The organism is Pseudomonas sp. 43mfcvi1.1 (genome assembly GCF_900115935.1).
GTDB lineage: Bacteria > Pseudomonadota > Gammaproteobacteria > Pseudomonadales > Pseudomonadaceae > Aquipseudomonas > Aquipseudomonas bijieensis.
In genome coordinates, this window is sequence record NZ_UETT01000012.1 from 112,834 (window position 1) to 128,167 (window position 15,334).

Here is a 15,334-nt window from a genome sequence, read left to right on the forward strand (position 1 = left end):
CTCAAGGACTCAGGTATGACTCTTCTGCCGTCACGCTCCACCCTCTTCGTCTCCAGCCTCCTGCTAAGTTCCCTGTGCTTTGCCGAAGGCGAGCCGGCGGACGGCAGCCTCATCAAGGACTCGACCAAAGCAGCCGTCTCAACGTTCATTACTGCCGGCAAAAACCTGCTTGGCGGTGTCAGCGAGGGCGTGCTCGATGGCCGCGAGTCGGCCCAAGGCACCGATGGCGCCGCGATCATTTCCTCCGGCGAGCAAATGAAAGACCGCATCGCCGTTGAAGTGTTGAAGCTCGAACCCAGCGACGATAACGTCAGCATTACCCTCGGTTTCAAGAACAGCACCGACACCCAACTGCGCGTGGTCAACCTCGGCCAGACCGGCGTGCTGCTGGCCATTGACCAGGCGGGTTACTCCAACCGCCTCACCGGCCTGGAAAACCCGGATGAAGTCACCATTCCGCCGAAGACTGCCGTGCGGCAGAAGTTTGTTTTTGAAGGCATGAACGAAGCGGTCAGCACGGTACGGGTGTGGGGGCAGGATTACCCGGTCAAGAAATAGTGCGCCGGGCAGCCGAAAACATTGGCGGCGTGCTCCAAGGCCTTGGCATATGGGATTTCAGGCATCGATCTGTCCTCACGATATAAAACGAAGCTGAGCATGCCGGATACCACACGGAGCACCGAGGCAACGCCAGATCGTAAGTGCGGTACTTCCGAAGGCCAACCCTAAAAAGTTGTCAGAGATTTCCTCGACTTTCCCCAAAGTGATCACCTGTCCGTAGGACAGGGTTTCGTGGCACTCCGTGTGGCGACAACATCCAACGTCATTGCCCATATACACGACAGAATCAACCAACTTTTGCCCCACTCCCCGGCTCAAGCCTCAACGCCAGCACGCTCATCAACACAATCACCGCCCCAACAACAACCATCATTGACGGGCGCTCGGCCAGCACCAAAGAAGCCATCAACATCGCCGTGGGCGGTATCAGGTAAAGCGCCATGGAGGCACGGCTCACGTTGCTGTGCGCCAGCACGTAAGCCCAAGCGAGGTACGCCAGCGCGCTGGGGAAAATACCGAGAACCAACATCGCCAGATTCACCGAAACCGGAGCCTGTCGCGCCGCGCTCGACATTCCTGGCGCGAAAATGAACAACAGGATCGTGCCCGACCAGACGGTGTAACAAACCAGGGTCAATCCGTCATAGCGATGGGAGTGGCGCTTTTGCAAAGTGAAATACAGGCTCCAGGACAGCGCCGCCAACAGGATCAATAGTCCATGGGCGTCCATGTCACCCAAGCCACGATCCCCCGCAACCACCACGCCGGCGCCAAGCAAGCCGCACAGTACACACCCCCACTGCCACCCGCCGACTCTTTCCTTGAAAACAAAACTCGCCAGTAACGTGCTGAACAAAGGCGTGGACTGGGCCAGCACACTGGCCGCCCCGGCACTGACGCCCCGCTGGCCGTAATTGAGGGCGATGTGATGCAGACTGACGGCAAAGAAACCCAACACCGCCAGCAATGGCAGATCCCTGATACGCGGCAGGGAAATGCCCTTCACCATCGCGACAAGAGCCATGAACGCCGAAGCAATGAGAAACCGCATCAATGCCAGTTGACCGGGCTCGTAAGCCTGCAAGCCGATGCGAATGCCAATCGGCGAATAGGCCCAGCAAAAAATCACGAACAGCGTCGCCAGGATAATTTTCGCACCAGGTTTGCTGGAAAAACCTTCAAACGGCACACAACGCGTTTCCATCTAGAGTTCCTGCTCACTGAGCGCCTGGCCTATTTGCCTGGAAGTATCGAAACCACCTCCCCTCAGCACAAGTGACTTAAACTCAGTTCATCATTCACTTTTGGTGAGCCATGGAACTGTCTCAACTGCGCATGCTCAAGACGGTCTGCGACACCGGCAGCATCGCCCGCGCCGCCGAAGTGCTGCACTGCGTACCGTCCAACATCACTGCACGCCTCAAGTCCCTGGAACGGGAACTCGGCACGCCGCTTTTTTTTCGCGAAGGTCGCGGGCTGCGAGTCAGCCCGGCGGGCGAAGTGTTTCTGGAGTACGCGACAAAAATACTGAGCCTGACGGAAGAGGCCCGCCGCGCAGTAGCCCCCACCCGCGCACCGAGTGGCCCACTGCGCATAGGCGCGATCGAGTCCAGCGCCACCGGCCGCCTGCCTCAGTTGCTCGCCAAATACCACGCGCAGTACCCGCAAGTGTCGCTGGAACTGAGCACCGGCACCTGGGCGCAGTTGCTGGACGATATCCAGCATCATCGGCTCGATGGAGTGATCGTGGCGGTGGACATAGAACGGCCAGGGCTCAAGCGAGCCGTGATGTACCGCGAAGACCTGGTGCTCATCGCCTCCGAATCTCACGGCCCATTGCGCAGCGCCGCAGATTTGCAAGGCAAGGCAATCTTCATGTGGCCCACAGGCTGTCCGTACCGGTTAGCGCTGGAGCAATGGCTGCTGCGTCATGACCAAGTGCAACCGATCATCAGCATCGCCAGCTATGGCGCCATCGTCGGCTGCGTCAGCGCGGGCGCAGGCGTCTCGCTGGTGCCCCGGGGGATCTATGAACAATACCGCCAGGGGGCGGGTTGGACGGGGTATGAATTCCCTGAGTTGACGGGGATCGATAACCTTTTCTACTGGCATGAAAACGCCGGGAGGCATCCTGCCCGGGAGGCGTTTTTGGCGATGTTGCAAACGGAGTTCGAAGGCTAGCCGCATCACCCTCCCCTGTGGCGAGGGGATTTAGCGAAACGTCCTACCGTCCCCACTGGATTGCGAAGCAATCCCAAGATGCTGCTAGGTGATCGACTGCTAAATCGAGATGTAAGCTTTAGTCGCATGTAAGCCCAAACCGCAGGATGACAGGGAGTCCATTTTGGAATTAGCTCTTTAAGTGAGAGAGTCATGACAATGCTTGATAAACACGACGAGGATGCCGAACAGCAAGACGCCCCAACCGATAGCGCGCAATCCAGCAGCCTGCTTCGATCCTGAATCCTCTGAAGACTGCTCTATCCACTCAAAACCACAGACAAGTCGGGGTATCTGGCGCATATGAAATCCACGAATGCGCGGAACTTTGGAGGCGCAAGGCGCCTGGAGGTATGCAATACCCAAAGCGCGGGATTAGCCAACTGCCCCCTGGCTCGGCGAAATCGTCAGTAAAGCGTGCTCGCGATACGCCCTGGCAAGGCCTTGTCGTACGCGTCGCCATCCACTTTCGATGGGCAGATGCGCTTGAACACCTCGCCTGCGGTGGGCAGTGCGCTGCGTTCGATCTGCCGCGTCACATCCCACAGCCCCGCCCTGATCACAGCCCTGCTGCACTGGAAGTAAACGCTGGCTACGGTGATCTCCAGCACCGTTCGAGGGAGTTGCCCATTTACCGCGAACCGAGCCAACAGCGCTGGCTCGACCGATATCCTGGCCGTGCCGTTCACGCGCAAGGTTTCCCCTACGCCAGGCACAAGGAAGAGCAGTGCAACCCGGGGATCCTCGACGATATTGCGCAGCGAATCGATGCGGTTGTTGCCACGGCGGTCGGGCAAATACAGGGTCTTGCTGTCGTGGACATGAACGAACCCGTTCGCGTCGCCCCTCGGTGAGGCATCCAGCCCTCCAGGGCCTGAGGAAGCGAGGATCACAAAGGAAGCAGCCTCTATGAAGGGCTGGTAAACCGGATGAATATGGTCGACTTCCTTGAGAATCGAGGGCGCCGCGACGGGGCCGTAAAGGCTTTCCAGCGCTTGTGTGGTCGTGATGTAGGCGCTGCTGTCGTTATCGCGTTCCATGCTCATCTCCTCTGTAGATGTCTAAAAACCGCATTCAGGGATTGGATTTCATCCGGCCCTGGATCGCCGTGCGCAGGCAACCCCAGGCGACGACGCCGACGATCAATACCTCGGCGATGCCCACAAACAGGTTGAGTGAAAAGCTCAACGGTTGCTCGGCCCAGTAGAAGGTCGTCGAGCGATAGCCACCGACACGCAGCCGTCCGGCAAACAGAGCCGGAACCAATGCGATAACCTGGCTCAGCTCCAGCACAGCCAGGAAAGTGCCCACCAGCATGAGCAAGACGCGCGCGGGAATGCCGAACTTCTCGGTCGGCTCAGGCGCCGGCGTAGCCCCCTTTCCTCGGCGCTGCCTGGCTTCCCTCACCGCCTTACCGCTGGTGGGCGCTGGGGCAGGCCTATAGGGTGCCTTCACACCAGGCGCCAACCCCTCGATGACCTCGGCGGGCACCGCCACGTTCAGGTAGTCGGCCAACTCGCGCAACCATAAGTCGGTGCGTTGACTTCCCGGCACGACCGGAACGTTGTCGGACGTTAAGCGGTGCGCAGTGCCGTCGCGCAGCATCAGCCACAGCTGGGTGTGGGCTCGCTCAGCCTGTGGACGGCGGCGTAGCTCGAGGTACTTGGCGGCATCGATCCGAAAGACCGACTGCACCCGCTCGCGGCGTCCAAAAAAGTTTCGAGTGAGGCGCTTGCCCTCACCGTCGACTCGCGACAACACCAAGGTCTCGCGGATGCCGGTGTAAACCAGCAGTAAAAGGCCAAGGGCAGGAATCAGCAGCAGCCCGAGAACGATCAGCAGAGAGGACAGCGGATCCGCGTCAGCCAACGGCGAGAGACCATCAGCCATCACAAATACGGCGAACGCCACCGGCAAGATGAAGGCCAACGCGCCCGTCAGCAGCACGAATATGCTCTGCACCAGGTTGCGCGAGTGGATGTGCAAGTCGTCCTGCGCGGTGCGCTCGAACCGATATCCAATCAATATGCAAGCCTCCTGGTGCGCCGCTTTCAGACCGCTCGAGGGCTGAGACAGGCGATTTGCATGCCGCAGGCCGGGATGGTGTTTGAGGGCGGAGAATACCTGATGTCGGAGGGCTTGGGGGGTGGGGCTGAGTTCGAAGGCTAGCCACACCACCCTCCCCTGTGGCGAAGGAATTTAGCGAAACGTCGCACCGCCCTCTGGCCGGCGAAGCCGACCGCAAACCAACACCACGGTCGATCTGTCGATGGTTTGAATAAGTCGATTCGACCCTGTCAGATCCCTCCGGCAAAAGACGATCACAGCTCCTACGGAGCTTTAGGAACCCATCACCTTCCCCGCCCAATCCGACAAAACCTATAGTGATGCCCATCGCTCAATGGCGATCAGGTTTGGCGACCTGAGGATCGAGTGCGAAAGTGCTGCGTTTTTTGCAGAGGCTTTGGCACACTTGCACGGCTGCCCGTTACGGCAGTTGTGCGTGGGAGACCTTCGGGTCTGCCGGTTTCCGATCCCGGTTCGCCAACCTGCGTACAACTGCCACCCAATTGTTTGGCGACGATTGAGTGGTTAAAACCTCATTAGATCGGAGTTTTTAACATGGAAAGATACGTCCCTATCACTGGCATCGACTGCACCCCTGCTTCCCTTCTCATTGATACTCAAGCCCCGCTGGACGTCCTGCACGCCACCGCCGATTACCGCATCCGTGTGGTGACTCAGGTATTGGAGAACATTGCATTTCGCTCTGAAATCACCAGCGATACGGTGGTGCTTTCGGACTTTGCACAGCTTTTGGTGATCCCGTTGCGAGATGGGTGTGATTTGCTGGAGGTGATTGGTCGGCGGCTTCAGGCGCAGGTTGAAAGTTGATAGCGCTTCGGGCGCATAAAGCGCCCGTTTCTGCTTATCTACCAGATAGGTTCTGCACGGACTTCCCCTGCGGCGTTAATTCGACCTTACCTGCCATTTGTATCGGACTTGACCACCTATGACCGGCAGAGAGTGGCTATGTGCAGACGTTCGTCAAAGTCTGCTTTCGGCCGATTCTGTTGAAAAAGTCGGTTTTCCCAAAGCGCTCGAATTTTGATGGATGAAAACACCTCTTTTACACGCTGCTACGTGAAATCCGAGTCCTGAACCTTCTGCCCAAAACTCAGACTTCAATCTCAGGTGCGTACTTTTCTGCAGTGGAATTCGAAGCCGACTTTTTCAACAGAATCGGCCGAAAGCAGCCTATCCAAAGCTCGATTATGACCTCATATGAGCGCCAACCCGCGCACAAAGGGACCGTTGATTTATCTGTCGCCCCGTCGCGCACCTCTGAAGCCATTAATACCCAAACAGCGACTTGCTCTCCAGGTATTCTTCAAACCCCATCTCCCCCCACTCGCGCCCATTACCCGACTGCTTATAGCCGCCAAACGGCGCGGCCTGGTCGGCCCGGGCGCCATTGAGATGGACCATGCCGGTGCGCAATTGCCGCGCAACCCTGCGACTGCGTTCGAGGCTGGTCGAGGTGACGTAGCCTGACAAGCCGTAAGGGCTGTCGTTCGCGATGGCTATCGCCTCGGCCTCGCTGTCGTACGGCATGATCGCCAGGACCGGGCCGAAGATTTCTTCCCGCGCCACCAGCATGTCCGGGGTGACGTCGGCAAATACCGTAGGTTGCACGTAGTAGCCGCGCTCAATCCCTTGTGGTCGTCCCAGCCCTCCGGCGATCAATCGCGAGCCCTCGGCGATGGCTTGGGCGATCATGGCCTGTACCCGTTCGAATTGCAGGGCATTCGCCACGGGACCGATGGCGCAGGTCGGGTTACTGTCGTCGAAGCACACCTGCGCCAGCACTTCCCGGACGATATCAATCACCGCCGGTTGTTGCGCGCGCGGTACTAGCAGGCGCGTTGGCGCATTGCACGACTGGCCGCTGTTACGGATGCACGCCTGTACCCCGTGGCGCACCGCGCTCGGCAGGTAGGCATCGTCGAGCAGGATGTTCGCGGATTTGCCGCCCAGTTCCTGGGACACACGCTTCACTGTATCGGCCGCCGCCTTGGCCACTGCGATGCCGGCGCGGGTCGAGCCGGTAAACGACACCATGTCCACCTCGGCATGACTGGCCAGCGCAGCGCCAACCTCCGGCCCATTACCGTTGACCAGGTTGAACACCCCCTTCGGCACCCCGGCCTCATGCAGGATTTGCGCGACGATATACGCCGACAACGGCGCACACTCACTTGGCTTGAGTACGACCGTGCAGCCCACCGCCAGGGCGGGTGCGAGCTTGCAGGTGAGTTGATTGAGTGGCCAGTTCCAGGGGGTGATCAGGGCGCACACGCCGATAGGCTCACGCAGTACCAGCGTCTGGCCCAGGCGCCGTTCGAAGCGGTACTCGCGCAGCACTTCCAGCGCCTGCGTCAGATGGCCCAGGCCTGCCGGGACATGAGCGCTTCGGGCCAGGGACAGCGGCGCGCCCATCTCCAGATGAACCGCCTCGATCAACGCCTCGCTATGGTGTTTGTAGGCTTCGATGATGCGCTGCAGCAAGTCGATACGTGCCTCGATCGAAGTCGCGGCGAACGCCGGAAAAGCCCGCCGGGCGGCGCCGAGCGCACGGTCTACATCGCGAGCATCGCCCAGGATGATGCGCGCAACCCCCTGCTCGGTGGACGGGTTTACCACGGTCTCGACGGTTTCGCCGTGGGGTTTGACCCAGGCGCCGTCAATGTAGAACTCAAACAAATCGTACATACCATCGACTCCCTTCAGGCAACCTGGTTCAAGGCACCAGCCAAGGTGTCGAACACCTGGGCGATCTCGTGCTGGCTGATGACCAACGGCGGCGAAATCACGATGGTGTCGCCCGAACCGCGTACCAGTACGCCGTGCTCAAAGCACCACTGCGCAACTTCACTGCCACGCGCGCCGGCGGCACCGGGGCGCGGCTCGAGTTCGACGGCGCAGAGCAAACCGATGGTGCGTACGTCCAGCACCGGCCCCACACCCTGCAGCGCCAGTGCGGCCGACTGCCAGGGCCCGCTGACCGAATTGACGTGTTGGTTGATGCCCAGTTCGCGATGCACCTCGATGGTCGCCAACCCGGCCGCACACGCCAGCGGATGCGCCGAATAGGTGTAGCCATGCATCAGCTCGATGACGTTCGTCGGCCCGGCCATGAACGCTTCGTACACCGCCCCGCTTACCAGCACGCCGCCCATGGGCACGGCGCCGTTGGTCAGGCCTTTGGCGGTGGTGATCAAGTCTGGCGTCACGCCGAACGCCTGGGCGGCGAAGCTGGCGCCGACGCGGCCAAAACCGGTGATCACTTCGTCGAAAATCAGCAGCACGCCGTGCCGGGTGCAGATCTCGCGCAAGCGCTGCAGATAACCCTGGGGCGGCGGGTACACCCCGCCGGAGCCTGTCACTGGCTCCACGATCACCGCGGCCACAGTGCTCGGATCCTGAATGTCCAACAGTTGTGTCAGCGCGTCGGCGTAACCTTCGCCCTGCCGCGGTTGCCCGGCGCTGAAACGCATACCCGCGTCGTAAGGCAGCGGCAGGTGTGACACTTCGCCCAACAACGGACCGAAGTCACGCTTCTGCCGGCCGATACCCGACACCGACAGCCCACCGAAACCCATGCCGTGATAGCCCTTGGCACGGCCGATAAACTTGGTACGGCGGCTGTCGCCGCGGGCCTGGTGATACGCCCGGGCAATCTTCAACGCGGTGTCGACGGCCTCGGAACCTGAGTTGGTAAAGAACACCTGCGCCATGCCGGCCGGGCTGATGTCGATCAGGCGCTCAGCCATCTCCAGGGCGTGGGGGTGGCTCATCTTGAATGACGAGACAAAGTCCAGGCGCCCCGCCGCCTCGCGAATGGCCTCGACGATTTTCGGCTGGCCATGCCCGGCGTTGACGCACCAGAGTCCCGCCATTGCATCGAGTACGCGACGCCCATCGGTGGTGGTGTAGTACATGCCGTCAGCACTGGTGAACATCATCGGTTGTTGCTGGAACTGGCGCATCGGGGTAAACGGTGCCCAGAACGCGCCACACTTGGAATCTGTCGGGTTGGAAATATCGTTCATAGCGACTCCTGCAAAGCTGTTCTTGGATGGCCGATCAGCGTCGGGCGCTGCAACGGGCCGGCGTTAACGTTGACGCTGCGGTCCACGTACAACTTGCCGTGCTCAATACGGCAGCTGACACGGTCACAAAACGCCATCTCGACAAACTGCCAGGTCATGCTTAATACCCCGTCGTCGGTCCAGCGTGCCTGCGCCACCACCGGGGTGAGTTCCGGCTGGTATTGGTGATGCAGATAATGGCCGGTCATGCTGGTCTGACTTTCGATGCCGTTGGTAATGCCGGCGCGAATGCAGTGGGTGCCACGGGGGTCGGTGAGGTAGAAGTCGCAGTGGTCAGGGCCAAGCACCAAACGTATTTCGCTGACTTGATCTTCGTTGGCCTCCACCACAAACGTGCCGTTGAACTCGGCGTGACGCGGCGAGGTCGACGCCCCCGAGAGAGCCGGCCGCCGCTGGCGTGCCAACAGCGCCGCCAACTCGGCATCCGCCGCGCCGTCGGCGGGTACACCCAGCGCCGGCAACAGATGTTCCCAGAGCAGGCTGTGCAAGCGCCGCTCGCCCAAGGGCAGCCCGGCGGTAAACGCAATCACCGCGTTATGGCGTGGCAAGACGATGCACTGCTGGCCAAATACTCCAGAGGCGTAGTAGCCACCGTGCAGGGTCATCCACCACTGGTAGCCGTAGCCTTCGCGGCGCGTGACACCTGCGTCGCTCGAGTCGCGACCCTGGTAGCGCTTGCCGTCGAAGGCCCCCATCCATACATCATCGACGTGCCCACGGGTGGCTTCGGCCACCCATTCCCGGGATAACAGCTGCTGCCCTTCCCAGTTGCCTTGTTGCAAGTGCAGCACACCGAACTTGAGCAAGTCCTCGGTGCTGCAACTCAGGCCATTGCCGCCGGTGTTGAAGCCACCAGGTGCCAGGTCCCACTTGATGCTCCCCATGGCCATGGGTTGGAAGATACGTGCGTTGCACAACTCAAAGGCCGTCTGGCCGCTGACCACGCTGACAATTGCCGAGAGCATGAAACTCGAGGCGCTGCTGTAGATAAAGTGCTGCCCGGGTGGGTCTTCAACCGGTTCATCGAGGAACAGCTTGACCCAGCTTTCACTGCGCCCACGCCAGGCCCCGCCGGAAATGCCCTGGCGATGGCCGGTGCGCATGGTCAGCAAATCGCGCACGGTCATGGCTGCCAGGTTTGCGCTGATAGTTACCGGGCAATCGGCGGCAAAAAAATCCACCACCTTGGCGTCCAGCGACAGCACGCCGTCATCCACCAACAGCCCGACGGCCATGGATACCCAGCTTTTGGTGACCGAATGCTGAACATGCAACCGCTCGGCGCGATAAGGCGCCCAAAACGCTTCGGCCACCACCGCGCCGTCGCGGTACAGCATGAAACTGTGCAACTCCAGGCCCGCAGCGTTCACCGCATCAATGAAATCACTCACGCCACGCGCCGATACGCGTTGTTGGCTGGGCAGTGCCCGCCGCAACGGCAAACTCGTCATCTGATCTATCCCCTCATTTCCACTGCCTTGGCGTGCGACAGGCTGCCCCTGTTGCACGCCGTTACCGCTACCAGAGCGCCACGGTGTAACCCAGGATCACTCGGTTTTCGTTGGTGTCACGGGTGAAGTTGCTGGTGGCGCTGGCGTTCTGCCAACGCACAGACACATCCTTGAACGTGCCGCTTTGCACGACGTAGCCGAAGCTGAAATCGCGCTCCCACTCGCGTCCTTCGCCCTCGAAGCCGATGACCTTGGCGTTGTCGCCCCTGGCGTAACGCGTCGAGAACAGCAGGCCCGGCAGGCCCAGCGAGGCGAAGTCATAGTCATAGCGGGCATGCCACACGCGCTCGCCGGTCTGGGAGAAGTTGGCCAGTTGATACTCGGTGAACAGGTAGGTGTTGGTGCCGTCCACGTAGGTGAACGGCGTCGAGCCGTACTGTTCCTGGTACCCGCCGCTGAGGTTGTGGCCATAGAGGCTGTAGCCGATACGGGTACTCAATGCGCGGTTATCCACCTTGCCGGCCAGGGCCGCAGCGTCTTCGCTGGCGTTGAAGTAACGGATGTCGGTCTTGAACGTACCGGGGCCCCACTTGAAGCTGTTTTTCAAACCCAGGTAGTGCTGTTGGTAGAGGCTTTCCAGTTGTGCGTACTGATAGGTAACGACCGTGGTGGGCGTGAGCTTGTACTCGCCGCCGGCGTAGCGGAACTCATCACTTTTGGCGCTGCTTTTGTAGGCGCCGTACTGGCTGGTAAGGCCCATGTCCTCGTAGTGGGTCGAGTCGCGTTGCTTGACCTGGTCCAGTTGGCCCACGGTCAGGGTGAGGTTGTCGATGTCCTTGGAGGTGAGCGCCGTGCCACTGAAACTCTGCGGGAACAGACGGCTGAGGTTTGGTTGCAGGGTGGGCAGGTCCGGCACCATATAGCCCACACGCAGCTCGCTTTGAGCCATGCGCGCCTTACCGGTGATGCCGAGTTTGGAGTAGTTGTCATGGGCACGGCGTGCATAGCTGGGAGAGCCCGGTTCGGCCACGCTTGAGCGCGCCAGCAACCCGGTGCCGGAGTTATCCGGGCTCGAATCGAGCTTCACGCCCAGCATGCCGACCGCGTCCAGGCCAAAACCCAGCGTGCCGTCGGTAAAGCCCGATTGGAGGTTGAGAATGAACCCCTGCGCCCATTCGGCACGCTTGTTCTGTCCACTGGACTCGCGGTAGTCGCGGTTGAAGTAATAGTTCTTCAATTCAAGCGAGGCCTTGCTGTCGGCGACAAAGTCGGCCTGGGCAAACAAGGGCATGAAACCGACGCCCATGACGCTGGCACTGCTGACAACTTTGTTGATGCGGTTATTCATGTGTAGCTTCCTGGCAGACAGGTTGAGTGGGGTTGTTTTTGTTTTCTTCGGCCATGGCTTCGCCCGCCTCGCCAATCACCGATTGACGAAGGGATGGGTTTCAAACATGGCCTGGGGTGCAGCAGTACCTAAATCACACCGGTACGGAGGCGGTAACTGCCATCCGCACGTTTCTCCAAGGGGCTGGCCGCTGCGAGCAGCCGGCGGGTATAGGGATGTTGTGGGGTGTCGAAAATGGCGTTACGCGGCCCCATTTCAACCACCTCGCCCTGGTTCATCACCGCCACGCGATGAGCGATGCGCTCCACTGCCGACAAGTCATGGGAGATGAACAGGCAGGCGAACCCGTATTGGCGTTGCAAGCGCTCGAACAATTCGAGAATCTGCTTTTGAATGGTCATGTCCAACGCCGAAATCGGCTCATCGGCAATCACCAGCTTGGGCCGCCGGACCAGCGCCCGGCCAATCGCCACGCGCTGGCGCTGACCACCGGAGAGTTGATGGGCAAAGCGCTCACGGAACTGCTCGGGCAAGCCGACGTCGACCAGGGTCTCGGTGACCCGCTGACGTTTTTGCGCGGCCGTCAGCCCCGGCTCATGGCGTAGCGGCTCGGCAATGATCTGGTCGACGGTCATGCGTGGATCGAGGGATGAATACGGGTCCTGGAAAATCATCTGGCATTGCAGGCGGTGTGCACGGTTGGCGGCCTTGAGGATATCCACGCCCTGGAACAGGATGGCCCCAGCGCAGGGCGTGACCAACCCGACCACTGCACGCCCAAGAGTGGTTTTGCCCGAACCGCTGCCACCGACCAAGGCCAAGGTCTCGCCCGGTGCAATGCTCAGGTTCACCGAATGCACCACGCGCTTGGGTACGCTGCGCCCCCAGAAACTGCGCAGCCCCGGGTGTTCGATGCACACATCCCGGACCTGCAACAACGCGTTGTCGGTGGCCGGCAATGGCGCCAGTTCGCCGCGCCGTGGCAGCGCTTCAAGCAACTGTCGGGTGTAGTCGGCCTTTGGCGCGAACAGGATGTCTTCGATACGGCCCTGCTCCACCGCCTTGCCCGCACGCATCACCACTACCTTGTGGGCATAACGCGCCACCAGGGACAAGTCGTGGCTGATGAACAGAATCGCGGTGCCTTGCTCGCGCGTCAGCTCCAGCATCAACTCGATCACGTCCAGTTGTGCCAGGCAATCGAGCGCCGTGGTTGGCTCGTCAGCGATCAGCAGCGCCGGACGCAGCAACATCACCGAAGCCAGCATGATGCGTTGGCGCATGCCGCCGGAGAACTGGTGCGGGTAGGACTCCAGGCATTTCTCGGCATCCTTGATACCGATGCGTTGCAGCATGGCACTGCAGCGCTCGCGGATCGTCGCCGCATCCAACGCGGTATGCAGTTTGAGCGCCTCGCTCATCTGCCGGCCAATCGTCAGCGCGGGGTTGAGCGAGACCATCGGTTCCTGGAACACCATGCCGATCCTTGCTCCGCGCACCTTACGCATCGCCTTGGCGTTGCCGCTGTCCAGCGGTTCGCCCTGGAAGGTGATGCGCCCACCACACACCCGCATCGGTGCCGGCAGCAAGCCAATGGCAGCGCGTGCGGCCATGGTCTTGCCGCTGCCCGATTCGCCGACCAGCGCGACGATCTCGCCGGGGGCCATGGTGAAGCTGAAATCATCGACGGCCAACGGACCGTCTGCACCGACGCGAATCTGTAGATTTTCGACGGCCAGTAATGGGATTGGAACGCTCATGCTCATTTCCTCATGCGCGGGTCGAGACGATCACGCAAGGCATCGCCGAACAGATTGATAGCCAGCAGCGTCAGGCTGATAAAAATGCCCGGGAAGATCCCCAGCCACGGCGCCGTCGAGATGTAGGTGCGGCTCGCCGAGAGCATGCTGCCCCAGGTCGCGGCCGGCGGCGGAACGCCCAGCCCCAGGAAACTCAGCGCACTCTCCGAGAGCAACGCCCAGCCGAACATGCTCGTGCCCAACACACACAGCGGAGCCAGGCAGTTGGGGGTGATATGACGGAACATGGTGTACAGCTCGGAGTTGCCGATCACCCGAGAGGCCTCGATGAACTCCAGCTCGCGCAACGACAACACGCTGCCCCGCACTACCCGCACCACGGACGGGGTATAGGCAATGCCCAGGGCGAGGACGATGCCGTACTGGCTTGCGCCAATGATTGCCATGATGCCCAGGGCCATGAGAATGCCCGGAAACGCCAGCAGAGCATCGTTGAACATCATCAGCACGCGGTCGGTCCAACCGCGCAGGTAACCGGCAAGCATACCGATTACCGTGCCACAGATAACCGCCACGCTCACCGAGAGCAGGCTGATCCACAGGCTGGTGCGTGCACCAATGATCAATCGACTGAACACGTCACGGCCGAATTCGTCGGTGCCCAGCCAGTGCGCAGCATTGGGCGCGTGCAGGCGCGACAACAAGTCCAGCTTGAGCGGGTCATAAGGTGTCCACACCACGCCGAGCAACGCCAGCAATACCAGTGCCGCGAGTAAGCCGCCGCCGATCAACACATTCAACGGCGGGTAACGCCAGGTACGTCGAGGCTGGGTATCCAGCCCTGTCGGCAAGGCAGGAGTCTTGAGGTTCATAGCTTCACCCTTGGATCGAACAGCGGATACAACAGATCCACCAACAGGTTGACCAACACGTAGATGCAGGTGACCAGCAACAGGCAACCCTGCAGCACCGGGTAGTCACGGGAGAAAATCGCATCGACCATCAAGCGGCCGATACCGGGCAAGGTGAACACGGTTTCCAGTACCGCAATGCCGCCGAGCAAATTGCCGAGAATCAGGCCAATCAAGGTCCAGGTGGGCGCAAACGCATTGCGCAGAGCGTGTTTCCACAGCACCGCCCCCTCCGACAACCCCTTGGCCCGGGCATGGGCGATATACTCCAGGCGCAGCACTTCGATGGTGCTGGCCCGCGCCATCCGCGCAATGGCGCCGAACTCCACCAGGGTCAGGGTGATGATCGGCAGCACCACATAGGTCAACGCTTTCATCGGGTCGCTGGCAAAGCCGACGTAACCGATCACCGGCAACCAGCCGAGCTGGATGCCAAACACATAGAGCAACAACAAGCCCAACCAGAAACTCGGCACCGACAGCAGCAACGTCGCCGTAGCCACCAGGCCCAAGTCCAGCACACTGTTTTGCTTCCAGGCCGCGAGCAAACCCACCGGCACCGCGAGCAGGGTCGCCAGTAACACCGCGACAAGCACCACTGTGGCACTGACGCTGAATCGTTCGATCAGCAACTCCAATACCGGCTGGCGGCTGCTGATGGATATCCCCAGGTCGCCACTGAGCACCGACTTGATCCAGATCAGGTACTGGGTCACCACCGAGTGGTCCAACCCCAGGCTGCTGCGCATGTCGGCAAGGCTTTTGGGGTCGGCCATGTCGCCCAGCATCAACAACGCCGGGTCGCCGGGGATCAGGCGAATCAAGGCAAATACAATCACCGAGATCAACAGAAGGGTCGGCACCGCCATGCCGAGCCTGTGCAATATGAATCGAAACATAGCGGTACGCC

The 15,334-nt window shown here is 60.7% G+C and carries 13 protein-coding genes and 1 pseudogene; 3 read left to right on the forward strand and 11 right to left on the reverse strand.

What is annotated here, in order from left to right; genetic code table 11:
- The first annotated feature begins 15 nt into the window (after positions 1-15).
- Positions 16-558 (forward strand): hypothetical protein, encoded by a 543-nt coding sequence (locus tag DTP52_RS21995; RefSeq protein ID WP_109755224.1) that lies wholly within the window; start codon positions 16-18, stop codon positions 556-558.
- Between the two features lie 289 nt (positions 559-847).
- Here DTP52_RS21995 and DTP52_RS22000 read toward each other — a convergent pair whose 3' ends face one another.
- Positions 848-1,765 (reverse strand): DMT family transporter, encoded by a 918-nt coding sequence (locus tag DTP52_RS22000; RefSeq protein WP_109755225.1) that lies wholly within the window; start codon positions 1,763-1,765, stop codon positions 848-850.
- Positions 1,766-1,875: 110 nt separating this feature from the next.
- Between DTP52_RS22000 and DTP52_RS22005 the strand changes: the two genes are divergently transcribed.
- On the forward strand, positions 1,876-2,742 hold the full coding sequence (locus tag DTP52_RS22005) for a LysR family transcriptional regulator (RefSeq protein ID WP_109755226.1): 867 nt from the start codon (positions 1,876-1,878) through the stop codon (positions 2,740-2,742).
- Between the two features lie 299 nt (positions 2,743-3,041).
- Here the strand turns inward: DTP52_RS22005 and DTP52_RS22010 are convergent.
- The 3 genes and pseudogenes from DTP52_RS22010 to DTP52_RS22020 form a co-directional block, all read right to left on the reverse strand.
- Positions 3,042-3,176: pseudogene (locus DTP52_RS22010) on the reverse strand (LysR family transcriptional regulator); the annotation flags it as partial.
- Positions 3,177-3,188: 12 nt separating this feature from the next.
- Positions 3,189-3,821: a pyridoxamine 5'-phosphate oxidase family protein gene (locus DTP52_RS22015; protein WP_025569623.1), complete on the reverse strand. Its 633-nt coding sequence runs from the start codon at positions 3,819-3,821 to the stop codon at positions 3,189-3,191.
- A gap of 34 nt (positions 3,822-3,855) precedes the next feature.
- Positions 3,856-4,809 (reverse strand): hypothetical protein, encoded by a 954-nt coding sequence (locus DTP52_RS22020; RefSeq protein WP_109755303.1) that lies wholly within the window; start codon positions 4,807-4,809, stop codon positions 3,856-3,858.
- 594 nt (positions 4,810-5,403) lie between these two features.
- Between DTP52_RS22020 and DTP52_RS22025 the strand changes: the two genes are divergently transcribed.
- A complete protein-coding gene (locus DTP52_RS22025; protein ID WP_025569626.1) occupies positions 5,404-5,676 on the forward strand; it encodes a hypothetical protein in 273 nt (90 codons plus the stop codon).
- Positions 5,677-6,135: 459 nt separating this feature from the next.
- Here the strand turns inward: DTP52_RS22025 and DTP52_RS22035 are convergent, their stop codons facing one another.
- From DTP52_RS22035 to DTP52_RS22065, 7 genes are all read right to left on the reverse strand, one after another.
- Entirely contained in the window at positions 6,136-7,554 is a 1,419-nt protein-coding gene (locus DTP52_RS22035; protein ID WP_109755228.1) for an aldehyde dehydrogenase family protein, read from the reverse strand.
- Between the two features lie 14 nt (positions 7,555-7,568).
- Positions 7,569-8,894, reverse strand: coding sequence for an aminotransferase class III-fold pyridoxal phosphate-dependent enzyme (locus tag DTP52_RS22040; protein ID WP_109755229.1), 1,326 nt, complete (start codon positions 8,892-8,894; stop codon positions 7,569-7,571).
- Positions 8,891-10,405: a serine hydrolase gene (locus tag DTP52_RS22045; RefSeq protein WP_109755230.1), complete on the reverse strand. Its 1,515-nt coding sequence runs from the start codon at positions 10,403-10,405 to the stop codon at positions 8,891-8,893. Before DTP52_RS22045 ends, DTP52_RS22040 begins: the two co-directional genes overlap by 4 nt.
- A gap of 67 nt (positions 10,406-10,472) precedes the next feature.
- Positions 10,473-11,753, reverse strand: coding sequence for an OprD family porin (locus DTP52_RS22050; RefSeq protein ID WP_109755231.1), 1,281 nt, complete (start codon positions 11,751-11,753; stop codon positions 10,473-10,475).
- Between the two features lie 128 nt (positions 11,754-11,881).
- On the reverse strand, positions 11,882-13,513 hold the full coding sequence (locus DTP52_RS22055) for an ABC transporter ATP-binding protein (RefSeq protein WP_109755232.1): 1,632 nt from the start codon (positions 13,511-13,513) through the stop codon (positions 11,882-11,884).
- A 2-nt stretch (positions 13,514-13,515) separates the two neighbouring features.
- Complete coding sequence (locus DTP52_RS22060) at positions 13,516-14,385, reverse strand: ABC transporter permease (RefSeq protein WP_109755233.1); 870 nt, start codon at positions 14,383-14,385, stop codon at positions 13,516-13,518.
- Positions 14,382-15,323, reverse strand: coding sequence for an ABC transporter permease (locus tag DTP52_RS22065; protein ID WP_109755234.1), 942 nt, complete (start codon positions 15,321-15,323; stop codon positions 14,382-14,384). The genes DTP52_RS22060 and DTP52_RS22065 overlap by 4 nt, the downstream gene beginning before the upstream one ends.
- Positions 15,324-15,334 lie beyond the last annotated feature (11 nt).

Bases quoted from the DNA above. Each gene is read 5' to 3' on its own strand.
- DTP52_RS22035 (WP_109755228.1), bottom strand. From the start codon at position 7,554: ATGTACGATTTGTTTGAGTTCTACATTGACGGCGCCTGGGTCAAACCC.
- DTP52_RS22005 (WP_109755226.1), top strand. From the start codon at position 1,876: ATGGAACTGTCTCAACTGCGCATGCTCAAGACGGTCTGCGACACCGGC.
- DTP52_RS22060 (WP_109755233.1), bottom strand. From the start codon at position 14,385: ATGAACCTCAAGACTCCTGCCTTGCCGACAGGGCTGGATACCCAGCCT.
- DTP52_RS22055 (WP_109755232.1), bottom strand. From the start codon at position 13,513: ATGAGCGTTCCAATCCCATTACTGGCCGTCGAAAATCTACAGATTCGC.
- DTP52_RS21995 (WP_109755224.1), top strand. From the start codon at position 16: ATGACTCTTCTGCCGTCACGCTCCACCCTCTTCGTCTCCAGCCTCCTG.
- DTP52_RS22025 (WP_025569626.1), top strand. From the start codon at position 5,404: ATGGAAAGATACGTCCCTATCACTGGCATCGACTGCACCCCTGCTTCC.
- DTP52_RS22000 (WP_109755225.1), bottom strand. From the start codon at position 1,765: ATGGAAACGCGTTGTGTGCCGTTTGAAGGTTTTTCCAGCAAACCTGGT.
- DTP52_RS22015 (WP_025569623.1), bottom strand. From the start codon at position 3,821: ATGGAACGCGATAACGACAGCAGCGCCTACATCACGACCACACAAGCG.
- DTP52_RS22050 (WP_109755231.1), bottom strand. From the start codon at position 11,753: ATGAATAACCGCATCAACAAAGTTGTCAGCAGTGCCAGCGTCATGGGC.
- DTP52_RS22045 (WP_109755230.1), bottom strand. From the start codon at position 10,405: ATGACGAGTTTGCCGTTGCGGCGGGCACTGCCCAGCCAACAACGCGTA.
- DTP52_RS22065 (WP_109755234.1), bottom strand. From the start codon at position 15,323: ATGTTTCGATTCATATTGCACAGGCTCGGCATGGCGGTGCCGACCCTT.
- DTP52_RS22040 (WP_109755229.1), bottom strand. From the start codon at position 8,894: ATGAACGATATTTCCAACCCGACAGATTCCAAGTGTGGCGCGTTCTGG.